At 44.6% G+C, this 24241-nt stretch carries 17 protein-coding genes; 13 read left to right on the forward strand and 4 right to left on the reverse strand.

From position 1 onward, the window contains the following. Positions 1-75: 75 nt before the first annotated feature. Both R7R24_RS01005 and tssH read right to left on the reverse strand, forming a co-directional pair. Positions 76-1707 (reverse strand): sigma-54-dependent Fis family transcriptional regulator, encoded by a 1632-nt coding sequence (locus R7R24_RS01005; RefSeq protein WP_054577787.1) that lies wholly within the window; start codon positions 1705-1707, stop codon positions 76-78. Further along, positions 1694-4372 (reverse strand): type VI secretion system ATPase TssH, encoded by a 2679-nt coding sequence (tssH, locus tag R7R24_RS01010; protein WP_054577877.1) that lies wholly within the window; start codon positions 4370-4372, stop codon positions 1694-1696. The genes R7R24_RS01005 and tssH overlap by 14 nt, the downstream gene beginning before the upstream one ends. A gap of 456 nt (positions 4373-4828) precedes the next feature. On the opposite strand from tssH, the gene R7R24_RS01015 reads away from it, so the two are divergent. The 13 genes from R7R24_RS01015 to tssG all read left to right on the forward strand — a co-directional run bounded on the left by R7R24_RS01015 (position 4829) and on the right by tssG (position 20312). Then, the gene (locus R7R24_RS01015; RefSeq protein WP_005373415.1) at positions 4829-5347 is read left to right on the forward strand and encodes an Hcp family type VI secretion system effector; all 519 of its coding nucleotides are present in this window, start codon (positions 4829-4831) and stop codon (positions 5345-5347) included. Between the two features lie 72 nt (positions 5348-5419). Further along, complete coding sequence (gene tssI / locus R7R24_RS01020; RefSeq protein ID WP_136976736.1) at positions 5420-7498, forward strand: type VI secretion system tip protein VgrG; 2079 nt, start codon at positions 5420-5422, stop codon at positions 7496-7498. Positions 7499-7500: 2 nt separating this feature from the next. Next, the gene (locus tag R7R24_RS01025; protein WP_017633762.1) at positions 7501-7983 is read left to right on the forward strand and encodes a hypothetical protein; all 483 of its coding nucleotides are present in this window, start codon (positions 7501-7503) and stop codon (positions 7981-7983) included. Between the two features lie 57 nt (positions 7984-8040). Further along, entirely contained in the window at positions 8041-9360 is a 1320-nt protein-coding gene (locus R7R24_RS01030; RefSeq protein WP_191115763.1) for a hypothetical protein, read from the forward strand. Next, entirely contained in the window at positions 9341-10333 is a 993-nt protein-coding gene (locus R7R24_RS01035) for a DUF2169 domain-containing protein (RefSeq protein WP_191115762.1), read from the forward strand. The genes R7R24_RS01030 and R7R24_RS01035 overlap by 20 nt, the downstream gene beginning before the upstream one ends. Beyond that, on the forward strand, positions 10326-11270 hold the full coding sequence (locus R7R24_RS01040) for a hypothetical protein (RefSeq protein ID WP_017633759.1): 945 nt from the start codon (positions 10326-10328) through the stop codon (positions 11268-11270). Before R7R24_RS01035 ends, R7R24_RS01040 begins: the two co-directional genes overlap by 8 nt. Positions 11271-11507: 237 nt before the next feature. Further along, a complete protein-coding gene (locus R7R24_RS01045; protein ID WP_191115761.1) occupies positions 11508-13508 on the forward strand; it encodes a serine/threonine protein kinase in 2001 nt (666 codons plus the stop codon). Beyond that, positions 13495-15069 (forward strand): type VI secretion system protein TssA, encoded by a 1575-nt coding sequence (tssA, locus tag R7R24_RS01050; protein ID WP_005373383.1) that lies wholly within the window; start codon positions 13495-13497, stop codon positions 15067-15069. Before R7R24_RS01045 ends, tssA begins: the two co-directional genes overlap by 14 nt. Before the next feature lie 26 nt (positions 15070-15095). Next, positions 15096-15602 carry a type VI secretion system contractile sheath small subunit gene (gene tssB, locus R7R24_RS01055; protein WP_005373381.1) on the forward strand — a complete coding sequence of 169 codons (507 nt, stop codon included), beginning with the start codon at positions 15096-15098 and terminating at the stop codon, positions 15600-15602. A gap of 8 nt (positions 15603-15610) precedes the next feature. Then, positions 15611-17086: a type VI secretion system contractile sheath large subunit gene (gene tssC / locus R7R24_RS01060; RefSeq protein ID WP_005373378.1), complete on the forward strand. Its 1476-nt coding sequence runs from the start codon at positions 15611-15613 to the stop codon at positions 17084-17086. 61 nt (positions 17087-17147) lie between these two features. Beyond that, a complete protein-coding gene (tssE, locus tag R7R24_RS01065; RefSeq protein ID WP_005373376.1) occupies positions 17148-17558 on the forward strand; it encodes a type VI secretion system baseplate subunit TssE in 411 nt (136 codons plus the stop codon). A 10-nt stretch (positions 17559-17568) separates the two neighbouring features. Next, the gene (tssF, locus tag R7R24_RS01070; RefSeq protein WP_318119408.1) at positions 17569-19317 is read left to right on the forward strand and encodes a type VI secretion system baseplate subunit TssF; all 1749 of its coding nucleotides are present in this window, start codon (positions 17569-17571) and stop codon (positions 19315-19317) included. Beyond that, positions 19314-20312 carry a type VI secretion system baseplate subunit TssG gene (gene tssG / locus R7R24_RS01075; protein ID WP_005373373.1) on the forward strand — a complete coding sequence of 333 codons (999 nt, stop codon included), beginning with the start codon at positions 19314-19316 and terminating at the stop codon, positions 20310-20312. Before tssF ends, tssG begins: the two co-directional genes overlap by 4 nt. A gap of 54 nt (positions 20313-20366) precedes the next feature. Here the strand turns inward: tssG and R7R24_RS01080 are convergent, their stop codons facing one another. Continuing rightward, positions 20367-20819: an Lrp/AsnC family transcriptional regulator gene (locus tag R7R24_RS01080; RefSeq protein ID WP_005373369.1), complete on the reverse strand. Its 453-nt coding sequence runs from the start codon at positions 20817-20819 to the stop codon at positions 20367-20369. A gap of 31 nt (positions 20820-20850) precedes the next feature. Next, positions 20851-24240, reverse strand: a complete 3390-nt coding sequence (tssM, locus tag R7R24_RS01085) for a type VI secretion system membrane subunit TssM (RefSeq protein ID WP_213883412.1) — start codon at positions 24238-24240, stop codon at positions 20851-20853. Between the last annotated feature and the right edge of the window lies 1 nt (position 24241).

The raw sequence follows: 24241 nt of genomic DNA on the forward strand, positions 1-24241 counted from the left end.
AAAAAAACCGCCTTCGGGCGGTTTTTCTTTTCTTATGACTTCATACTGAATTTAGAATTTTCTTTTTAAGCCCCATCAACCCGCTGCAGAAATGTCGTATTTCTTCATCTTATGGTTGAGAGTGCTCATTGGAAGTGCCAATTGCTCGGCGGCCTTCTTGGTGTGCCAATTGCAGGCATTTAAGCAATCGATGATTACTGTACGCTCGTATTGGCTGACAACGTCCTTAAGGCTCTTTGAAACGTCTTCTAAATCCGCTTGTGCTTGCTGCTCGTAAGCAGGTTGCTCTGGGGTAGGTGAAGCTGCTTTCATGTCAATACTTGGTACATCTTCTGGGATTTGTTCGCCAAACTCAATGTGAGTAATGGTTTCAAAATCGGACAGTAGCACCGAGCGCTCAATGATGTTCTTAAGCTCACGCACGTTCCCTGGGTATTGGTAGGCAAGGAGCTGTTTACGTACATTGGCACTTAACCCTGGCGCTTGCGGCAAACCTAGCGTGTTGGTTGTGTGTTGCACGAAATGTTCGGCAAGGGGAATAATATCCGATTTGCGTGCTCTCAGTGGTGGTAATGTAATAGGGAAGACATTCAAGCGATAGAACAAGTCGGCACGGAATCCACCATCTTTAATTTGCTGCATAAGGTTACAGTGCGTTGCCGCGATAACGCGAACGTCCACCTCAATCTCTTTGCTGGTACCGATAGGGCGAACTTTGCGTTCTTGCAGTACACGCAGTAACTTTGCCTGCAGTAGCATTGGCATATCGCCAATTTCATCTAGGAAAAGCGTGCCGCCGTTGGCTGCTTCAAACAAACCGACTTTGTCTTTGTCCGCGCCCGTGAATGAACCTTTCTTATGCCCAAACAGTTCAGACTCTAACAACTGTTCGGGAATTGCCGCACAGTTTTGTACGATCAAAGGCTTTTCTGAACGGTTAGAGTTTTCGTGAATGTATTTCGCGATCACTTCTTTACCGGCTCCCGTTTCACCACGCAATAGAACGTCGACAGGGAGAGATAGCACCTTATCAAGACGATTCAATACATTGAGCATTTCTTCGCTCTCTGCAATAGGACCCTGATAGGTTTTTTGGGTACGTTTTTTGAGCTGAGTGTTCTCGCGCACTAGGGCTTGATTGTCGGCATTGAGATTTTTAATCACTTGCCCGTATTGCTCTAACCACACAGCTTGGCGAATATTACTCGCGGCCATACGACAAAACTCAGTCAATGCAGTTTCATTGTCGATAACACTTAAATCGAGTAAGACTAACAGCCCAATGGTTTTGCTTTCGCTATCAATCAAAGGCCAAGCCAGTAAGTTCTCGCTTTTTAATCCCAGTGTCTGCTCAGTTTGATAGATGCTTTCGCAGTCATAGCCGTTGTACTTATACAACTCGTTAATCAACACCACTTCACCATTACGAATGGCAAAGTTAAATGGATCGTTCTCACTGGCTGAGTCTAACTGTAATGCATCCCAAGGATGGGAAACGATAGTTTTATCGTTATGGTGAGCGGTACTTGGAATCAACGCCTGCCCAGTCTGGTCCAACACATAAATGATGCCGTGCTTTGCGAGGGTCATTTGTCTCGCAGCAGTCAACACAGCATCCAACGTTTGGGTAAGCTGGCTGCGATCAGCCAAAGACTGACTGATCGCAAGTAGGGCGTTACTAAGTTCGCTATGGTTAGCTGAACGCATAGGTTAGTGTTCCTTGCTCATCGACAGACACTTCGATTTGCGTATGTGAATCATCCTTGTCATGCACTAATAGCTGAGTCGATAGTTGCGGCAGCAACTGACGGTTGATGACCGCGTCGATGTTACGCGCACCCGTTTCAGCAAGGCGACAGTTACCTAGTACGAACTCAACCAAGCTGTCTTCGTAGCTCAGAGACAACTTGTGATGGCTCTGTAGACGCTGAGAAACTTTGTTCAGCTTGTGGTGAATAATTTCTGTCATTGCTTCATCAGACAGCGGAACAAATGGTAGTACTGACATACGTGCCAACAGCGCCGGCTTGAAGTGTTGGTTCAAAGTAGGGCGAATAGCTTCTGCGATGATGTTTGCATCGATGTCTTTGGATTGATGAACCAAAGATTCGATCTCATGCGTCGCAAGGTTACTGGTCATGATGATCAGCGTGTTCTTGAAGTCGATTGTGCGGCCTTCGCCGTCGTTCAGCGTGCCTTTGTCGAACACTTGGTAGAACAGGTTCAACACTTCAGGGTCGGCTTTTTCCACTTCATCAAGAAGAACAACAGAATATGGACGTTGACGAACCGCTTCTGTCAGCATGCCGCCTTCACCGTAACCTACGTAACCCGGAGGTGAACCGATTAGGCGAGATACCGTGTGCTTCTCTTGGAACTCAGACATGTTAATGGTCGTCATAAAGCGCTCACCACCAAACATTTGATCAGCGATCGCACGAGCCGTTTCGGTTTTACCCACGCCACTTGGGCCAACCAGCAGGAATACGCCTGTTGGTGCGTCTGGGTTACCTAGACCAGCTTTCGCAGTTTGAATGCCTTCAGACAGGGCATCGATAGCGTATTCTTGGCCTTTGATGCTTTGTGTTAGGCTTTCTTTCAGTTTTAGCGTGGTTTCTGCTTCGTCTTGAAGCATCTTACCCATAGGAATACCAGTCCAGTCCGAGATCACATGGCTAACTTCATCTGGACCCACTTCAAAGTGAACCAGCGGGTTACCACTGCGGATTGCGTCTAACTGTTCTTGGCAGGCTGAAATTGCAATGCGAACGGCTTCTTCATCCATTTCTGCATATGGAGAAACGTCTTGCTCTTGTTCTGAATCTTCGTCTGCAGCAAGCTCTTCTTCATTTGTTTCGCCAAAGACCAGTTCATGTAAGCGAGAGCGTAGAGCAATCATCTCTTGGATCTGCTCTTTTTCTTTGTGCCATTGCGCTTCTTGTTCTGCTAGCTCTTCTTTCGTTGTTTCCATTGCCAGTTTTAGGTCTGGAATGTTAGCAAGGCTGTGCTTGTCGCCAGTTTGCTGCAGAGCATCACGCTCAAGTGCTTCAAGCTCGCGCTGTTGAGCTGCAAGTTCTTGTTGCAGTGTCTCTACAGAAGCAGGAATGGCATTAAGGCTGATGTTCACTCGTGCACACGCCGTATCTAGTACATCGATCGCTTTGTCTGGCAGTTGACGACCAGAGATGTAACGAGCAGAAAGTGCTGCCGCAGCAGTGATAGCATCGTCACGCACGTAAACGTTATGTGACTTCTCGTATGCTGGGCGCAGACCACGAATGATCAATGCTGCTTGCTCAGGAGACGGTTCGTCGAGTTTCACCAATTGGAAACGACGCGCAAGAGCAGGATCTTTCTCGAAGTACTTCTTGTATTCCGACCATGTTGTCGCAGCGATGGTTTTCACTTCACCACGCGCTAGGGCTGGTTTTAGCAAGTTTGCCGCGTCGCTGCCGCCTGCTTGGTTACCACCGCCAACAAGGGTGTGTGCTTCATCGATGAATAGAATGATAGGGGTTGGCGAGTTTTTCACTTCATCCAATACTGCGTTTAGGCGTTTTTCGAATTCGCCTTTTACGCTTGCACCAGCTTGCAGAAGACCCATGTCCAGGCCGTAAAGCTCAACACCTTTGAGGTTGTCTGGTACGTCACCTTGTACAATCTTAAGTGCCAAGCCTTCTACTACTGCGGTTTTACCAACGCCCGGTTCACCAACAGCAATAGGGTTGTTTTTACGGCGACGAGCAAGGATGTCCACGATTTGGCGGATTTCTTGGTCACGGCAGAAAACAGGATCGATTTCGCCTTTGCGTGCTTTACCAGTGAAGTCTGTCGTGAACTTGCTCAGTGCTGAGCCATCCTCACGAGCTTGTGTTTTCTCTGAATTAGCAACTTGCGCCTCAATAGAGTGGCTTGTTAGTTCTGCAAAGTTACGCTTAAGGCTGTCAGGGTTTACCGCTTCAAGGATAGAGGCGTAACCATGTTGGCCGTAACGGAGAGGGTTGCTAACAAGAGTAAGGAGTAAGGCACCAGAGCGGATTTGTGTTTCGGATAGATCTAAAGAAGAAACCAGCCAGCTTTCTTGCAACCATTCGATTAATAACGCAGAAAAAACAGGTTTGCTGCCATTTCCTTTGGCGTTGGTGTCGAGTGTGGATCGAACCGATTGTCTTAATAAGTTCTCAGAACAATCAAAATGACTTAATAAGACGTCAAAATCACTATTTGGCCTTTCTAATAGACTCAGTAAATAATGCTCAATTTGAACTTCGTTTGCTTTTTCAGAGACTGCAAGTGCAGCGGCGTCTTCTAATGCTACTTTTGCAATCGGGTGTAGACGCTGAATTAATGAAGAAAGGTTTATATTTATCATAGCCATTTTATTCTTTAGAGGAAAAGAGGTAGCGGCTATTATACTAAAAGTGATTGCGTTCTTTTTTTATCAAGATATTTTGACTATCGTTTGTTGGTTATTTTTAATGATTATTGTGACATTAATGTTTGTGGTTATTTTAATGGCGTTGTTATTCTAAATTAATTGATAGTAAAAGTGTCGGATTTATTAGTTTTAATGACTTTATTTACACGGTTTTATATGGTTGTTTTCACTTTTTAAAGTTAGAACAATTTATTATTATCTTAATCCAACTTTTTGGTTTTTTATCCAATAAATTGTACTCAAGATATTAGTGAATAATGCCTTAATTTGTATAAGTTGTTGTTTTTATTGTGTTTTTAAAGTTGGCACGGACTTTGATTATACCAAGTAGTCGCGGTGATAAGCGATTTGGTGATTTAAACAAAACAGATTTTAGAAAAGGAAATAGCGATGCCAACTCCAGCATATATGTCTATCCAAGGTGAGACTCAAGGCCATATTACTAAAGATACTTACTCTGCAGATTCAGTAGGTAACACATGGCAAGAAGCTCATGTTGATGAGTTCCTAGTACAAGAACTTGATCACGTGCTAACAGTTCCACGTGATCCACAAAGTGGTCAGCCAACTGGTCAACGTGTACACCGTCCACTTGTTGTAACTAAAGTTCAAGATCGCTCATCTCCACTACTATTCAACGCACTAGTATCTGGCGAAAAACTTCCTGAGTGTGTGATCCGCTTCTACCGCACTTCAGTTCAAGGTAAACAAGAGCACTACTACTCAATCAAATTGATTGATGCGCTACTTGTCGATATCCAAACTCGTATGAACCACTGTCAAGACGCAGCAACAGCTGACCGCGTGACAGAAGAAGTGCTTAAGTTCACTTACCGTGCGATCGAAGTAACTCACGAAAACTGTGGTACTGCGGGTAACGACGACTGGCGTGCTCCACGCGAAGCTTAATTGCTCGTCGCGTAAAGATTCAGGGCCAACGATTGTTGGCCCTAATTCGATTATTTGTATCAGGTAAAAGATATGGTGAATGACGTAGAATTTAAATTTGAAGTGCCTGGATGTGGGCATGAATTTCGGGTCGAGAGCTTTCATGTTCATGAAGAGTTATCTAAGCCTTTCCACATCAATCTCTCATTACTTTCACTTGATCCAGATATCTCGTTCGATGAGTTAATACGTAAAGCAGGAACATTGACACTTTACGGACAAGGTGTTGGGGCTGCGCGTGTGTTCAACGGCGTGGTGAATGAAGTGCGTTACTTAGGAACTGGACGTCGTTTTTCTCGTTATCAATTAGTCTTGGTTCCTCAAGCTTGGTTCTTATCTCAGCGCCAAGATTGTCGTATTTTCCAGCAAAAGTCAGCGCAAGACATCATCACAGAAGTACTCGATGATGGGGCAGTCACCGATTACCGATTTGAAGTGTCGGGTACTTATCCTCCAAAAGAATACGTTCTGCAATACCGTGAGTCTGACTTGCACTTCGTGCAGCGTATGATGGCTGAACACGGTATGTGGTATTACTTTGACCATAGCGATTCAAATCATACGATGGTCATTGTCGACAGTAATGACGCGATTGCACCTTTGATAAGCTCGCCACTAAATGCTTCTTACATTGGGCCGATTGTTTATCATGCCGATGGTGGCGGTGTTGCCGATCGCGAACATATCTCTGATCTCGAGTTAGTTAACCGCGTTAGAACAGGACAGGTTACGTACACAGATTACAACTACGAACACCCTAAAATTCCACAAGAGATGACACAGGCTGGCGAGCTAGACCAAGATCTCAAGCAGTTTGATTATCCTGGACGATACGTTGACCCGCTGATGGGTCAGGTGAGAACCACGGAGTGGATGTCGGAACACATAGTCGATAATCAACAAGTGGAAGCAACGAGTGACGTAATGCGCTTAGCATCTGGTTACAGCTTTAACGTCAGTGACCACCCGCGTTCTGAGATTAACCGCGATTACCTCATGTTGTCTGTAATGCACACAGGTCAAGATCCGCAAGTGCATGAAGATGAAGCGAGTGGTATGCCAACCACTTACTACAACCAGTTCTCGTGTATTCCACGTGATGTGGTGTTTAAAGCGCCTAAACTAGCAGCACCAGTAGTGGATGGCCCTCAAACGGCGGTTGTTGTAGGACCAGAAGGTGAAGAGATTTACACCGACAAGCTTGGTCGAGTGAAAGTACAGTTCCATTGGGATCGCTACGGTGATAACAACGAACATTCAAGCTGTTGGATTCGTGTAAGCCAATCCATGGCGGCGCCAACATGGGGCGCAGTTTATTTGCCGCGTATTGGCCACGAAGTCGTAGTGACTTTCCTTGAGGGGGATCCAGATCGTCCGTTAGTTACGGGCGCAGTTTACAACGGTTTGCATTTCCCACCGTACTCTTTGCCAGAAAACAAAACTCGTACCACGTTCCGCACGCAAACGCACAAAGGAACAGGTTACAACGAGTTGAGTTTTGAAGACGAAGCGAACCAAGAAGAAGTCTATATTCACGCTCAAAAAGACATGTCGACCAAGGTGCTCAACAACCGTTACCGTGATATCGGTCAAGATGAATTCTTGAAGGTTGCACGTCACCAAACGAATGAAGTTCATGGTGACCATAAAGAAACCATTAATGGGCATAAAACGACACAAGTAAACAGTACGTTTACCGAGACAGTCGAGCAAGACGTTACCGTCACATACAACGCGAACGAAGCCCAGTATGTGAAAAACAATTCTGACTTAGAAATTGGTGATAACCGTACGACTAAGATCGGTAAAAATGATGACTTAGATATTGGCGAAAACAGTAACCTTACTATCGGTGCGTCTAGGAGTTCAGATATTGGTGCGGATGATAACCAGACGGTTGGTGGCAACTTAACGGTATCAGTGAAAGGGAACACCGCTTATAAAGCTGATGGTGCAACGCAAATTATCAGTGGCGACAAGATTGTATTGAAAACGGGTGGTTCCTCTTTAGTGATGAACAGTGATGGTTCAATAAAGTTATCAGGCTCGGCTATTACGATCGAAGGCAGTGACAAAGTCGTCGTGAAAGGTGGCAACGTAGTGGTTAACTAACAATGGAAAAACAACCTCTTACAACAGAAGTAATATCAAAGCAGCAAGCCGAATCAACGGCTTGCTTTTCGCGTTTTGGAAGAATAGTGGCTATCAATGAGTCTACGGGCAGTGTGCGAGTTGATTTTGATGGTAACCCATTTAAGCAGCCACTCACTGCGAGACTAGGACGTGGCTTTCGTCGTTCTGAGCTGCAAATGGCTATCGATAATCGATTAAGTTGTCGAGTTGAATTTTTGAACGACGACTTAAGCTTGCCTCTTGTGACGGACATTTTCTTCTCCATTCTGGATGACTCTGACGAGTTTGTATTGCGAGCGAAGAAGATGGTTATCGAGACAGAACAAGAGTTGGTAGTCAAAAGTGGTGAGACAGAAACTCGCTATAGCGGGCGCGATGGACGAATTACCACTAAAGCGAAGTACGTCACTTCTCAAGCAGAAAAAGCACAAAAAATTCAAGGCGGAACGATCGCAATTAACTAATTACTTTGTATTAACTAATTGCAATCGCGTTATGGCACGCTAATAACGGATAACTAGATGCGACAAAGAATCGGTGTCGAGCACCTAAAGGCACCCATAACCAATCAAGAAGTCGAAGGCGCGTTAGCAAAAGCTGATCGCGCTGTGAATGACCTTTCCCAGTTGCCAGTAACATGGCTGGATTTCTGTAATGAAAAGCTGTCCATTGCTTCTGAAAGTATCGGGTTTTTAATCAGGCAGCGAGTTCAAATTCACAAAAGGGGTTATCCAAGTCGTGAGTTGGCGTATCTCAAGCTGATCGAACGCCAAATTGAAGAACTGAAGCAGGTGTACTTGTCGTTTTATCGGCTAGCACCGGGGTTGATTCATCAGCTAAGAGGCCAGGAGCCAGAAATCTACAGCTGGCTGATGCTACAGGGCGAGTTGGGCTCAGAGTTGGATAACCTTTTGTGCGGATTGAGTTTACTCGAAGATATTGACGCTAAAACCGCAATGGTCATTGCCGTACAATCTCCGGTTGAATCTATGGATAGCACGCTTTCGGAGCTTATTGAGGGCAATGCGACATCCAGTGCGTTTTACTTTGAATGCTTACGTGTACGTCAAACATTAAGTGTTTCTCTCATCAAGCGCTGGCACAAAGCCAGCATCATTAGCTCTCAAGTTGCTTTGCCACTGCTCGTTTTACAAGACGTAAAAGAGGGGATTGATTGGCTTAATGACAATGCAGGCAGCGAACAATATCTATTTGAACGTTTGATTACCAAACGTGACAGAGGCACTTGGTTCCGTCAGTGCTTTGGCATCGAACCAAATAGATTACCATCAGCGCAAGTGCTCACTTACGCCAAGTTGCTTGAGTTAAAAGAGTTTGAGGCGTTTGATATCTCTTCTTCATTAGCACCTGTTGATTTTGCGCTGAGTGGTGATTGGAAACTGGTGCCCCAAATCATCGAGCACTTGGAAAGTCTGGAGGAAGCTGAAGGTGAAATTTGGCTTCAAGCCTTGTATGTCGTCTACGGAAAGCTTCTTCCTCTGACTCCGCAAGATGTTGGTGTCGAGTATGAATGGGAAGAGATCGTCGATCTGCTCAATGAGTGGGTGGAAGATGAAAAATATATCCAAAATCTACCAAGCCGCTTGGGTTACGCATTGAGCTTCGAGTCTACGTTAGCTGCGATGCAAGATTCTAACGTTGATGTGCTGTTCCGCGACTGGCTATGGCGCCAAATCTGTATTCAATCCAGAGCCTACGTGCCTTGGGATATGGCAATGTCGATTCATCAACAAGACTGGAACTTTAACAATTTAAAGGCCGCACCTTCTGCGAGCGAACGATTCAACTTAAGGAATAGCAATGCAGTTATGGGATATTGAGGCGCACCCTGAGCTATCACTTAAAGGTCGTTTTCAACGTGACGAAAACGGCGATGAAGTGTGGGTTGTGGTCGCCAAACGCACATGGCAATTCGATGGTGTGGTTTGGCACGAATTAGGTGAAAGTGAAATCTTCGATGATCCCCAATATTTGGGCGAAGAAGGCTTCTCTGCGATGAAAGTTGACCACGAATTCGCGTATACCAAAGACAATACAGATGTACTTGTTTACGGTAAAGCGCGCAGTTACGCGAAAAAGCCAGTGACATACCAAGAGTGTCGCGTGTTGATTGATGGTCATATCGATAAGACTCTCGCTATTCACGGGGAACGCGTATGGGTTGAGCATGCTGGCAGTATCACGCTGAGCAATCCAGTCCCATTTATTGAAAAAGACATTGATTACACTTGCGCGGTAGGCGGTGATTTACGTAACCGAATAGGTGGTGGGGTTGCCGACTCCAACAAAGAATTGCTTGAACAGAAAGTACCCTCGATTTTTTATCCCCGAGAGGACTGGAGTGCCGCCGCGAAAAAACTACGCGTTGCGGGGTTCGGGCCAGTGCCTCCGTTCTTTGAGTCGCGCCAGAAGCTGGCCGGCACGTTCGATGACGATTGGATTGAGAATCGCAAGCCAATGTTGCCACTCGATTTTGATAAGCGGTTCTTCCAAAGCGCGCCTATTGATCAACAGTGCAAAGGCTTCCTTCGTGGGGGGGAGCGTTTGATGATGAGTGGCTTTTGTCATGATGACACGCTTTCATTTCGAATTCCTAAAGAAAAATACAGTGCGATCGCGACGTTCAAAGATCAAAGTTATCAAGCTGATATGGCGATGTACACCTTATTCGTTGATGCGGAAAAGAAAACTATATCAATCAGTTACACCGCTGCGTTTCCTTGTCAGGGCAAGGAGCATTTGTTGGTGTCGACATCCATCACTAAGTTGGAAGAGGTAAGCGAGCATGCATAATTCAACAGGCCGTTACGTGCTAGGGATGGAAGTGATGACGCCAACCGGTATGAATTTAGATATTGCTAGTGCAGTTTCGTATGCTGACTTAGGAAGATTCGACCAATGTGTAGGGGATGATGGTATCGAGCGTTTTACTTACGCCAAAATCGAATACACCAAAGAAAGTGAGCAGTTTGAGAAAACGTGTGAGTTAATCACCCACTTGCTTGATTCATTGTTAGCACAGTTACCACGTTCATTGAGACCAATACCTTTGCTTATAGCGGTGCCTGTGTCTGTTTCACTAGTAAAGGTGCAAGAATGGCTTGGTGAAAGTAACTATGCTGAATTTCTCTCTGTGGTGAATGCTGTTCATGCCAGTGGGCCCAGTTTCGTTCTCCAGGCCATGAAATCATTGGATAAATATGATGCTATGATGTGTATCAGTGTCGATTCCTTGGTGAGTTCGATGCAAACACTCATCGACGATGCGATGGTAATGAGTACCAATAATCCATGGGGCGTTATTCCGAGCGAGGGTGGGGCGGGTTTAATTCTTTGTCGAAAAAACACCGTAGAAACATTGAAACTTAAGCCTCAAGCGCAGCTTGGCTACATTGATACGGAATTAAACACTTCAGACCGAAGAGGCATGTTTCGACTTGTTCAACGTGCGAGTAAAAAGCTCGATTCATTTGGTGAAGTGTATTCCGATATGACGAACCTGCGCATGCATTCGGAAGATTACGGTTTTGCTCTGGGGGCTAAAGCAGAACGATTCACGAACCCAGAACAACCGCAGCTTATCAATGAGTTGTGGGGCACAATGGGCAGTTGTTCTTCTCTCGCTTTAATTGCCTTTGCGGTCAGAGAGCACCACTTTAAGCAACCAACTACGTTGTTAATGTTCGACTTTCATGGTGACAAAGGAGTTCTCCAATTACTGCAATGTTAGTGGGCACTCATCGATCAAATGGCAATGAAAGTATACTCATATTATTAGGTTGAAGTTTGTAACACGAAAAAGCGTATAACTCATGCAGTGAAAGCGTAAGTAAAAAGGTCTAATAAGTTAGTAATAATAACTAAAATAATAGGCTTACTGTTTGTTTTAAATACCAACCTTGATACAAGTACGTTCAAGAAAATATTATTCAACTCTAATAATATTTATTCTATGAAAGAGTACTAAGTGTCTAATAATCAGAGTACAGCCAAAGGATATATCGATCAGTTGGTTGTTAAAGCTATTGAGAAAAAGAAACTGAATGAGCAAAGGCTAGCAGAAAAAAATAAGCCGAAGCTTGAGTACGTGCTTTTTTCACAGTTTGATGTATTAGACAAGCTTCCTTCTAGAAATGGTAAGACAACGGTTTACCATCTTGCAAAAAAAGGGCAGCCAGAGAAGCAAATCTGTTGCAAAGTTATCAATGATGACTCGCCAGAATTTGCGAGCAAAATGTTGATTAACGAAGCGAGCAGGCTGGAGCTTTCTCAACACCCTAGCGTTGCTAACTTTGTAAAAATCGGCAACGAATTCGAACGCCCATATTTGATGTACGAGTGGATCCAAGGTGAATCACTGGCAGAAAAAATGGAGCGTCATTCTTCTAAAGGCTTCCGCCACGACCACATCGCTTGGTTGGTGTATCAACTCGCTGGCGCTCTAGAGTTTATGCATACAAGAGGTATCTGCCATCTTGATATTAAACCATCTAACGTATTAGTGAGTGAAGGCGATTACGTTAAGCTCATTGATTTCGGCGCTGCTCGTTACATTGGAGAGACAGAACCTTACGCAGAAGCAAGCTTGAGCTACGCTTCCCCTCTTTATATAGAAACTGGCATCGCGGAACCGCAAGATGATGTTTACTCTCTCGCTTTGCTCGCTGGACATCTATTTTTAGGCTCAATATTTGGTGATGCTTGGAATAAGCAGTTAAAAGACCGAAAGCGTCCAGCTTTGATCCCGGTTCATATTTGGAAATTGCTGAAAGAAGTCATCAACAAACCAAGAGGGCATGGCTATACCGCTATTTCTTTTGCTCAACAGTTAGCGCGAATCGATACGCAATCAATTAGCTCAAATTCTAACGCACCAATTTTCAGTAGCTTGCGTAACGCGGATTTGCTGCTTACACACTGTAAGCCAAATGATAAAACGGCGTATGGTCGCTTTAAAATATTAGAGGCGAGCTTAGTGTTGAGTGTGCTGGCAACAGCAGGAAGTTATTTGTATCAACAGAATAAAGATCAATTGGATGCCATTTTTTCCCGAGGTGTCACTACTGTAACTCACGTTATTACGCCCTCTGAAACGGCTTCTTTTTTGGCTCAGCCTCCATGGAAAATCAAAGAAGAATTGTCTCAAGCTACTCAGAGTATTGATATGACAGAAGCTTATCGAACAGCATATCAAGCTCAGCAGTTAAGCCTCTCGAATTTATATGAAGAAAAACAGGCTCAGTTAACGTCGTATCAATCGTTAGCGGATGGCTTACCAATGGCATTAGTCGAATTACGTAAGGAGCTTGTCACCTTGCGAGAAACCCTTGTTCGTGACGGTGCCCTGTTTCCATATGCAGATGAGGCGTTGACTAAAGTGATGTCTGGGTTAAATGTCGCGTCTATCGATTCCATGAGAGTATCTGCCATAGCTGGCAGTCGAGATAAGCAGATTGCTCGCTTAATTTTAGATGGTGAAGCTAAGCTCGCAGAAAATGAAATGAAAGAGGCATGGTTGTTAAACCAGTCACAAGCCTATTTCTACAACCAAATCTTACCAAAGGCTGTGATGGAAAATATTAATGACTCCATCGATAAACATGCAGAGGCGCACTTTTACACCAAAGCAATTGAAGAAGCTGAATTAGCCAAAGCCTACTTCGGGAATACGCCAGAACTAGACAAAAAAATAAAAGATTTAATCGTCGCAAGAAGCGAATTTATTTTGTTTAGCACCGTGATGGAGCAATCCGTTTACGACAAACAAAAGCTACATGAATCCCTTGCCGATTTAGAACGGAATGCACCAAGTAAATTTACAGAAATCACGAAAATTCTAGATAGCATGGCGTCGGATGCGATAGAGCAGAGCCATCGATTATCTAAGCCAGCAAATGGCGCAATTGCGGTAGCGCGTGCGTTGAGAGATTACTTGACTGAAGGAGACGTGAACTTTGTCCAACATTGATATCGATCGTCTGCTTAATCCTATTTCTGATGAATCTCCAGTGGGTAACGATGCCCGTTACGAGTTTTGCTATGAAATGATGGAATCCGAAGTGAAGAAATTCGGTTCCTTGTTTGGCGAAACAGTAGATTGGAGCGTGGTAAAAACGCACGCGACTGAAGTTCTAGAGCACCACAGTAAAGACTTAAAAGCCATTTGTTACCTCGTTCGCGCGCTAACAGAAGAGTTTGGTCTGCAAGGCTTTGAACAAGGTCTGAAGCTGCTTAGTGAGGCGTTAAGTCGCTTTGGCGTTGAATTGTATCCTTCCCGAAAGCGGGGTCGAGATGGCGCGGTCGAATGGTTGAACCATCAGTTTAAACTGGTCAGCAGCAAGTTAGCGGAAAGTGCTCAGTCATGGGATTTGGTATCAAACTGCATTTCGACTATTGAAGAAGTGCAGCGTCAGTACGACGAGGTTTATCAAGACTCAGAAGCGGATTTCTTTGAGATTCGCACTCAACTCAATGTTTTATCTCAACAAGCGGCGGCTGATGAGCAGAGCGATGATGCAGTCGTTAACGTTGAACAAGCGGCGCCTGCACCAGCTACGCAGTCTGCTGCCGAAGAAACGCCAGCGCAGAATGAAGTGCAAACCGCACCGGTGAAGGCGGTTCCGCCGGCCCCTAAACCTGCGCCAGTTAAGAAAGCGGTAGCAAAAGAAGTCGATGTCGATACGGACTTCTCTTCGCCGACAGCTTCTAAGCGCACCTTGAAGAAGGTTGCGGAAGTCATGCTTCATGCGAACCCAAGTGATCCGCTGGCTTACCGGATTTATCGTCATCTGACTTGGGATGACATTGATGGTCTACCCGACCACCAAAATAATCAAACGCCTTTGAGCTTGGCAGTGTCGTCCGATCAACAAGCGGAATACCGAGATAAAGCTGAACAAGAAAGCGACATCGACACCATTAAGCGTTTGGAGCGCACATTAACGGATGCGCCGTTTTGGCTGACGGGCCATTACTTCGTGTATTCGATGCTTAATAACTTGGGCTTTGATGATGCAGCGCTTGCTGTGAAACAAGAAGTGACGCGTTTTGTTGAATCGCTAGAGGGCATCGAGCACCTCTCATTTAAGAATTCTATACCATTTGCAGATGAAGCGACCTTGAGCTGGTTATCGACTCAAGATACTACTTCTTCGACTTCTCAACCCGTTGTTCAAACGGTTGTGATTTCGCAGGAAGACTCGCTGCCAATGGAGGATATCACTCTAGAAAATCTAGGGGAATGTGCCGCAGAGCTTGCCCGCAAACTTGAGCTGGATAGCTCGGGACGTGGGCAGTTCATGCTGTATTTGCAATTGATAGCAGCTTACCAGTCTGTTGGATTATACCCTTTGTGTTTGCCGTATCTTGAGAAGGGGTGGGAAGTACAAAAAGCGTTTAATCTCGCGAGCTGGGAACCCCACTTATCGTCACAGTTAGAAGACCTAATTCGAAAAACACTCCATCGGTTATTTGGAAGCAAGGATCTTCTACCTGAGAAGTATGAAGAGTGGAAAGCAATTTACGACTAATTAAAGAGTTAGATAAGGAACGAATTATGTCACGTGACGGCTCGGTGGCTCCTAAAGAGCGAATTAATATCCGTTATGTTCCAGCAACTGGCGATACGCAAGAAGACGTAGAGCTGCCGCTAAGCATGATGGTAGTTGGCGACTTTACTGCGCGTGCAGATGAGACACCAATTGAAGAACGTACTCCAATTAACATTGACAAAGACAACTTTAACGAAGTGCTAGAGGGCATGTCTCCAAACGTTAAAGTCAACGTTGAAAACCGTCTTTCTGATGAAGAAGGCGGCCAGATTGGTGTTGATCTGACGTTCCAAAACATGAAGGACTTCTCTCCTGAAGCGATCGCGAAAAGTGTACCTGAACTAAACAGCCTACTTGAGCTTCGCGAAGCCTTGGTTGCACTGAAAGGTCCTCTAGGAAACGTTCCTGCGTTCCGTAAGAAGATCGCATCGGTTCTTCAAGATGAAGAAGCGAGAAAGAAACTGTTGGATGAACTAAGCATTGGCAACGACCAAGACGCGAAAGAAGAGTAAGGGATATCATGTCTGCAGAAGCACAAGCGCCAGAACAAGAAGCAGCCTTAGTTGAATCAGGCTCACTTCTGGATAGCATTCTTAACGAAACACGTTTAAAGCCAAGTGATGAAGGTTTTGACGTTGCAAAACGCGGCGTAGAAGCATTCATCAGTGAGCTACTAAGCAGTTCGAACACAGAGAAAGTCGACCAATCTCTGGTTGATCTGATGATCTCTGAAATCGACCAAAAATTGTCTAAGCAAGTTGATGCAATTCTTCATAACGAAGAAGTTCAAGCGATTGAATCAACGTGGCGTGGCCTTAAGTACCTGGTTGATCACACTGACTTCCGCGAGAACATTCAAATCGAACTGATCTCTGCGAAGAAAGACGAAGTTCTTGATGACTTCGAAGACGCTCCAGAGGTGGTGAAGTCTGGCCTGTACAAGCAAATCTACACACGTGAATACGGCCAGTTCGGTGGTAAACCTGTTGGCGCCGTCATTTGTGATTACGCTATGTCAGCTTCGTCGCCTGACATCAAATTGATGGAATACATGGCTAACGTAGGTGCAATGTCTCACGCACCATTCATCACGTCGGCATCGGCTAAATTCTTTGGTCTAGACAGCTACGAAGAGCTGCCAAACCTAAAAGATCTGAAGTCTGTATTCGAAGGTCCACAGTACGCGAAATGGCGTGGTCTGCGTGAGCACGAAGATGCGCGCTACCTAGGTCTATGTACGTCTCGCTTTATGCTACGTACACCTTACTCTGTTGAAGATAACCCAATCAAGGCGTTTGACTACGATGAGCAAGTAACAGACAGCCATGATAACTACCTATGGGGCAACTCAGCGTACGCGATGGCGTCTAAGATCAGTGAATCATTTGCTAAGTACCGTTGGTGTCCGAATATTATTGGTCCTCAAAGCGGTGGTACTGTACAAGATCTACCGGTTTACAACTTTGAAGCTATGGGTCAAATCGAGACTAAGATCCCAACCGAGATCCTGGTTTCTGACCGTCGTGAGTATGAGCTAGCAGAAGAAGGTTTCATTGCGCTAACCATGCGTAAAGGTTCTGACAATGCGGCGTTCTTCTCTGCAAACTCTGTTCAAAAACCAAAAGTGTTTGCGAACACGCCGGAAGGCAAACAAGCCGAGATGAACTACAAGCTAGGTACTCAGCTTCCTTACATGTTCATTATCAACCGTTTAGCGCACTACATAAAAGTGCTACAGCGTGAGCAAATTGGTTCTTGGAAAGAGCGTTCTGACCTAGAAATCGAACTGAACAAGTGGATTCGTCAATACGTTTCTGACCAAGAGAACCCGCCAGCGGAAGTTCGTGGTCGCCGCCCACTTCGCGCTGCGAAGGTTGAAGTATCAGACGTAGAAGGCGATCCAGGCTGGTACAAAGTATCGATGTCTGTACGTCCTCACTTCAAGTACATGGGCGCAAGCTTCGACTTGTCTCTAGTTGGTAAGCTAGACCAATAACCCATTACTGAAACCATCAAGCAGCCAGTGAAGACTGGCTGCTTTTTTCGTAGGATCGCATATGGAAAAAGGTTACCGTCTTTTAGAGCGGATCGAGCTAGGAGAACCAAAAAACTGCTACGAGAAAGTGGTGTCTCATAAGCATTTGATTGAATCCATTCACTCGCATCTCGCTGACTTGTTGAATACGCATTCCGGCAACGCAATGATCGACAATGAGTATGGTCTGCCAGATTTTAACGACGTACTTTCTAACAACACGAACCTCGTTCGCCATATTCAAAAAAACATCACGTCAACCATAGAACGCTTTGAGCCCCGACTGCTGAATGTCGAGGTTCACTACCGTGAAGACCACCATAACCCATTACAACTCGGCTTTGGTATTCGCGGCGAAGTTTCCCATAACGGCGGTAAAGTCCCAATGTCGATCGATGTCTACATGGGAACCGACGGCCAATTTAACGTTTAGTAGGTGCCACTTGAGTAACAGTAAATACTTTCAAGATGAACTCACGTATTTACGCGAGTCGGGTAGTGAGTTTGCCAAATATCATCCGAAGTTAACTCACTTTCTCTCTGAAGGAACTTTTGATCCAGATGTCGAACGACTGCTGGAAGGTTTTGCTTTTTTGACCGGACGCATCCGCGAAAAGATTGACGATGAACTTCCTGAGCTAACGCAATCTCTGATGACTTTGCTGTGGCCACATTACATGCGTTCGATTCCGTCTTTGTGCATTAGCGAACTAAAACCGCATACCGGAAGTGTTACTGAGAAAACCGTGGTGAAACGTGGTGCGGAAATGGCCAGCGAACAGGTAGAAGGCACGCAGTGTTTGTTCCGTACTTGTTATGACGTCAATCTATACCCAGTTACGATTACTAACATCGAACAAACTAACAGCCGCACCAGTTCGATGATTGATGTGACGTTATCGACGGAGCAAGGCCTGGAACTGTCTCGTATCGGTTTAGATACGTTGCGTTTGCACCTGCATGGTGAGATTCATATTACTCGCACTGTCTTCTTATGGCTGTTCCGTTATCTAGATCACGTCGAGTTGGATGTTGGTGGCGGCTACAAACATCGTTTAGGGCCAGAATACGTTAAGCCAGTCGGGCATGAAGAGGACGAGGCGCTGTTGCCTTACAGCAAAAATTCCTTTGCAGGCTACCGTTTGCTGCAAGAATTCTTCTCTTTGCCAGATAAGTTCATGTTCTTCGACATTAAAGGCTTAGAGTGGCTAAAAGGCATTCCACAGCGCAGTACGGTCAAAATCAAATTCCACTTTAAGCGTGCTTTGCCTTCAGAGGTGGTGCTTAAAGATAAACACTTAAGGTTGCACTGCACACCTGCCGTTAACTTGTTTGAAAAAGACGGCGATCCAATCCGTTTAGAGCATCGACGAAACGAGTACAAGGTGCGTCCACAAAGTAACATTCAAGAGCATTACGAGGTTTATTCCATTGAGCAAGTGGAGAGCTGGAGTAAAGACGAGCGTCGCCGAAAACCACTGATTGAATTTGAATCGTTTGAGCACCAAATCAACCAGCGTGATAAGCGAGAGTTCTACAAATCCAAAGTGGGCGAGCGAGTAAGCGGAAGAGGGTTAGAGCGCTATATCTCATTCCATACTCACAATGGCGACATCGCGGATTTAGGGACTGAAACCGTATTGATGAAACTGCAATGCAGTAACGCGGACTTAGCGGAGCGCCTGTCAGTAGGGGACATCACGTACGCGACGCACAAATCGCCAACGTATGCGACGTTTAAAAACATTACTAAGCCAACACAGTCAGTAAGTCCTCAGGTTAATGGTGAACTTCAATGGCAGTTGATTGCCAACATGTCGCTCAACTACTTGTCTTTGGCCAATATCGATGTGTTGAAAGTGTTGCTCTCGACTTACGACTTCCACTCTCGAGTCGATAGACAAGCCCACCGCGCGTCGATTCATCGACTTGATGGCATTATTTCTTCAGAGATGAAACCAATCGATCGCGTATTTCGTGGTGTATCTGTGCGTGGTAACCAATTCAAGCTCGTGACGGACTCTAAGTTCTTCGTAAATGAAGGCGATATGTTCCTTATGGCCACGGTATTGAATGAATTTATCCGTTTATATTCGAGTGTGAACTCCTTTACCGAACTAGAGGTGTTCGATGAAGCGACGGGCGAGGTTTACAACTGGGCAAGCCTAATCGGGCAGCAGACGATACTATGATTAACACACTTTCTGATAAGTCGAATGAGTTTAGTTTCTACCAAGCGGTGTTGCTGTTAGAGAAACACTACCAGCTGGAGCCAAACTCAAATTTTGTTGCCGTGGGCGAGAACAAATACTTTCACCAAGAGCGAATTGAGTTCAGCGTGTCGCCAAACCTGTGCTTTCCAAAGAGTGATATGGACTTTATTACTCATATGGAAAGAAACGGACAGCAATATTCACGTATTGAGACGAACTTTCTTGGCTTGCATGGTTCAAGCTCGCCCCTACCTGCGTCTTACACTGAGAAACTCGTCGGTCGTGATCCCGATGATAACCCAGTGAAGGATTTCTTCGACTTTTTCCACAACCGCTATACAAGCTTACTGTATCGTGTTTGGAAGAAATACCGATATCACGTGCAGTACAAAAGCGGGGCGAGCGATGCGTTTTCTGGGCGCATACTGCATTTGGCTGGTCTTTCTAGCGTTATGCAAGATTGTGAAGTCGCGGAGTTAGATCGAGCGAAAGTTCTGTCTTACGTGAACCAGTTATCTACGCGTACACGTTCACCCAAGCTTATTTCCGGTATTGTTTCGCACTACTTTTCACTGCCGAATGTGCGAATCGAAGAATGGGTTTATCGGCGGGTCGAGATTGCAGAAAGCCAGCGTAACAAACTCAATCGTTCCAATTGTGTATTGGGGCAAAGCTTACACTTGGGACAAAGCATTGCGGATTTGAACGGCAAGTTTAACTTGTGTATCGACAACATTGATTTTGAAACGTTTAAGCAGTTTTCCTACGATGGTGAGTTACATAAGACGCTGGTGGGCTTGATGCGCTTTATTCTGCGTGACCCAATGTCGTGGGACCTAAAGTTGACAGTTAACCTAGACAGTATTCCAGAAAACAAACTGGGTAATGGAGAAGGGAACCAACTAGGTCAAACGTTCTGGCTTGGTAACCCAGGTGATAAAGACGCCAAAATTCGACTTATCGGAAGCATATAAGAAAGCCGCTCAACGAGCGGCCCTTTATGTTTTCCTCGAAGAGGTCAGAAAAGCTTAACGACTGATCGGCTGATGCAGTACAACGGTAGTATCAAGCCTTTGAATGCCGTTAAATGATTCAATTTCATTACAAAGATGATGAATAGACTGCAGGTCGGGCGCTTCAATTAGGGCAATAATATCAAAGTTGCCACCAACAACGCTCGTTAAGCGAACCTCAGGAATTTCTTTAAGTGCATTCGTTACATCATTCTTCTTACCCTTTTCACAAGAGATCAGTAGATAACTAGCGGCTTTTCGCCCTTCATTTTCTACACGAATCTGTGCGGTATAGCCTTTGATAATACCGGTCTTTTCTAAACGATTAATTCTTTCTGCTACTGCTGTTCGAGACAAACCAATGTTTCGGGATAGATTCGCAATCGACTCTCGCCCATTCGACAATAGACTTGAAAGTATTTTTCGATCCAATTTATCTAAACCTTGTAAAGTCATGTTTGAAATCATGTGTTCTGCCTATTTTGTTTTTATATTGTTATTAAATCGACTCTGGGAGCGTAAAGTTATACAGCTCAGCAAGAGTGAATGGGTTTTTCTGTGTCAACGGAGTGATGCGTAAGCTCAAGTCCCTCCCTGACACTTTTATGTCACTGACAAAGCTGCCGTTATGAGTGTTTGTCAAGGTCGAGTCACCTAGCAATCTGTATATCGCCCATTGACCACTCTTATTTAAAACGTGCTGTCTGCCTTCATCGGTTACATCCTGGAGTGTGATACTAATATTGAAGTCACCATTTTGCGGTGGCCATGCCATTTCACGAATGCGGCTTGGACCGTGGTAGTAACTTATATTGGTATCTGCAATTTTTAAGCTCGCTCTAATCGCACTAGAATCAAGATCGAGTACTCTTGCACTAAACGGAATATGAACGCGGTTAGTGCTTTTATTAATTAATGTGTCTCGAATAACGTTATAGTTACGCAGTTGCACTAACAGAGCCGGAGAGATTGGCATCGTCTCGCCATCCACCTGTTTTGGCGTCCACAAATTGGTATCGTAGAACGGTGCAAAATTTTTCTGAATAAATGTGTCTAACAAGCCACCTGAAGCAAACAGTAATTCAAAATCTTCAATTGAGATTTCCTCGGTCGCTGTTAGATCAAATGGGTATCGTCCTAGCCCTATCTCTTTAAACTTGGTGTAAATCTCGCTGTACCATTGGGTTTGAATGCCTTTAGCGGACTCTTTAATCATGACTGACCAGCTTTGTTGAACCACATCTAACAACCAGCTACGAACGGGTTCCGGTGATTTTTGGGCAATTTGTTTAAGTTTTATTAATGGGTCAGCTTCACTGCTGTTCATTCGATGCTGAGCTGCCGCTAGCGCCGCCATTTGCGGGTCGGGTGCATCAGCGATGTCTTTCATATACGTGCGAACACGGCTTAACGCTGTTACGGTCTCATCCCAAGGAGTAGGGGAGTTTGGTGTTTCACTGACCTGAAGTTGGTTTAATAAGTGAAAAGCTTGTTCAACACGTTTCATTAACAAGTAATCAGGCTTAACTACTTCCTCTACTACGTCTGATGCGGAGTCTGCCGCTGCCACGAGTTTCGGGTCTAGCTTTGAAATCAGAGCATTTTTTTCACCAACGGGTGAAAATTGTGTGTTGGCATAGACCTGCTTCAGTACGGTTGTCATTGGTGAAGAAGGGCCCGAGATTAAGTCTATCGCGTTCGTTAGATCGCCGACATTGTCATAGTTCTGGACTTTTAGTTCACTCAGCGCATTGCGCCAATTACTGATGTAGTCGTCAGTATATTTTTTACGTACTTCCTCTTTGAAGGCTTCTTGTTCTTCACTAGTAGGAATAACGTGTTGTGACAGACCTAAAACCCAGTTGTCACTGATGACTTGTTGTGACATTAGGTCCACGCGTGGTCGATAAAAAGTGCTAAAACCAGTGGAGGTATAGATCTTATCTACGATCAAGCGTTCACTATCGATTGGTGTGTTGAATACATTGCTAAACTCAAAACCCACAGCTCGTTGCAGATCTAGGGTTCCTAAATCAATCGAATTTGCTTCGTTTAAAATGCCTGCATAAACGAGATCAACATTCGAATTTGCTAGCAATGAGCGACGTGTTGCGCGAACAAGATCCATATTGATATCAATTGGATCAAACTGTGTGCGAAAGTAAGCGTCTAAATAACGCATCGCCTGATTGACGACGTCACTTTGGTTGCTCAAATCGTTCATCATTTGGAGAGTTTGATGACGCAAAAAACGGATATCACGCTTTGTTGGATCGTTTAGCATTAGATACCCCTTCAATAGAGGTAAAGCGCGTGTAAAAGTGTTTTGATTTTGTGTCAGTTGTAGACGGTAAGCTTTCTCAATGAGAGGTATCAACTGTTGAGCAACGTCCTTAAGTAATGCTTCGTAAGCGATGCGAGTGCTTTGATCCAAACGGCTAATGTTGAGTGGTAATATCTCTTCATCCAAAGCCTTAGAACCTTTAAGCCACGCCCCATAAGAAGGCTCTATTGCTTTCGTCGCCTTCGCTAAAAGCTCATTGAATCTTGCATCTTGCTCCACTTGTGATTTGTCATCGATACTCAAGAGTTGATTCATCACGTGTAAGTTACTGTCTAATGTCGTGAAAAAGAAGTAACTGCCCCCAGTAAGCAGGATAATAGAGCCGAGTATTGCCAAACGGCTTTGTCTCTGAATTAGACGAAGATACGTCTTGTTTTCGCCCGCAAAGTCGCTTTCCGGCAATATTTGTGAATCAATCAGAAAGCGAGAGAAATAAGGCGTTTCTGTTAACTGAGTATGCTCTGACGCGATAATAGGTAAGTTGAAGTAATTACTACAACTTTTTGCAAGTAAATTGTACTTGCGACCGCCTTGCAGACTTGAACTAAAGAAAATCTCACGGATGTCTAGTGAATAGACACCGTTGTTAACATCACATAGACGCTCAAGCACATAGCTGACTTCAGACTGACATAGCTCAAACTGCTTAGGGAAAGCGAGTATTGCTTGTTTCTCATCAATGTCCGTTGAATTAGCGGATGCATCTAGCGCATTACTTTCAAGCACTCTCACTAGATTTCGATAGCTATCGCGGTAGTACTCTGCAAATACACCTTTGGCTTCTTTTAGTGGGATAGAGAGGAACTCAACACGTGTCTTGAGAGAGCTAAAGTGCATGTATTCTTTAAAGCCATCTAACTTGTCTAGCTTTGACATAATCAAATAGATTGGCAATGCTGAAGACGTTTTAGAGTTGATGGTACTCAAGCGCGCCAATAACGACGAAATGGTGTACTCTTTTTGCTCTGGCTCAGAGACGATCATGAACTCGAAATCGGTGAAGAATAGACACCCAGAAAATGGCTTTCGAGGTCGATGATGAATAACTTCTTCAATGAACGTATTCCATAAAGAAGCATCACTGCTTGATACTTCCTGGAACACTAAGCGTTGGTCTGGTTTGATGTACACAGCGCTGTCAGATTCGTACCATTCAAAAAAGTCATTCTTAGCGGTTCTAGTGCGATCCATCGGTTTAATTGCACTAGAATTAAATAAAAATTGACGTCGCCCTGACCCTTTATTACCAAGCATCAGGTAAATTGGTTTCTTGCCTGAGTTAGCAAGAAGAGGCTGGATAACCATAGAAAGTGCTTCTTCCTCGGTTTCCAAATGTTGAGCTTTAGCGTTGTTCTTTTTCTTCAACCATAATGTGAATTGAAAAGTGACGTAAACAATGGCGATAGCACCAAGGGTCAGCCAAAGATAAAGTTGATCGATTTCGTCAAGAAAAAGCAGATAAATAGTGGTGATAATTGCAACCACTAAAAACATCAATATAGTAGAAATCACCACTGGATTTCTAAACAGTTTTTGTTTGAACATA

Source organism: Vibrio sp. 704 (genome assembly GCF_033339295.1).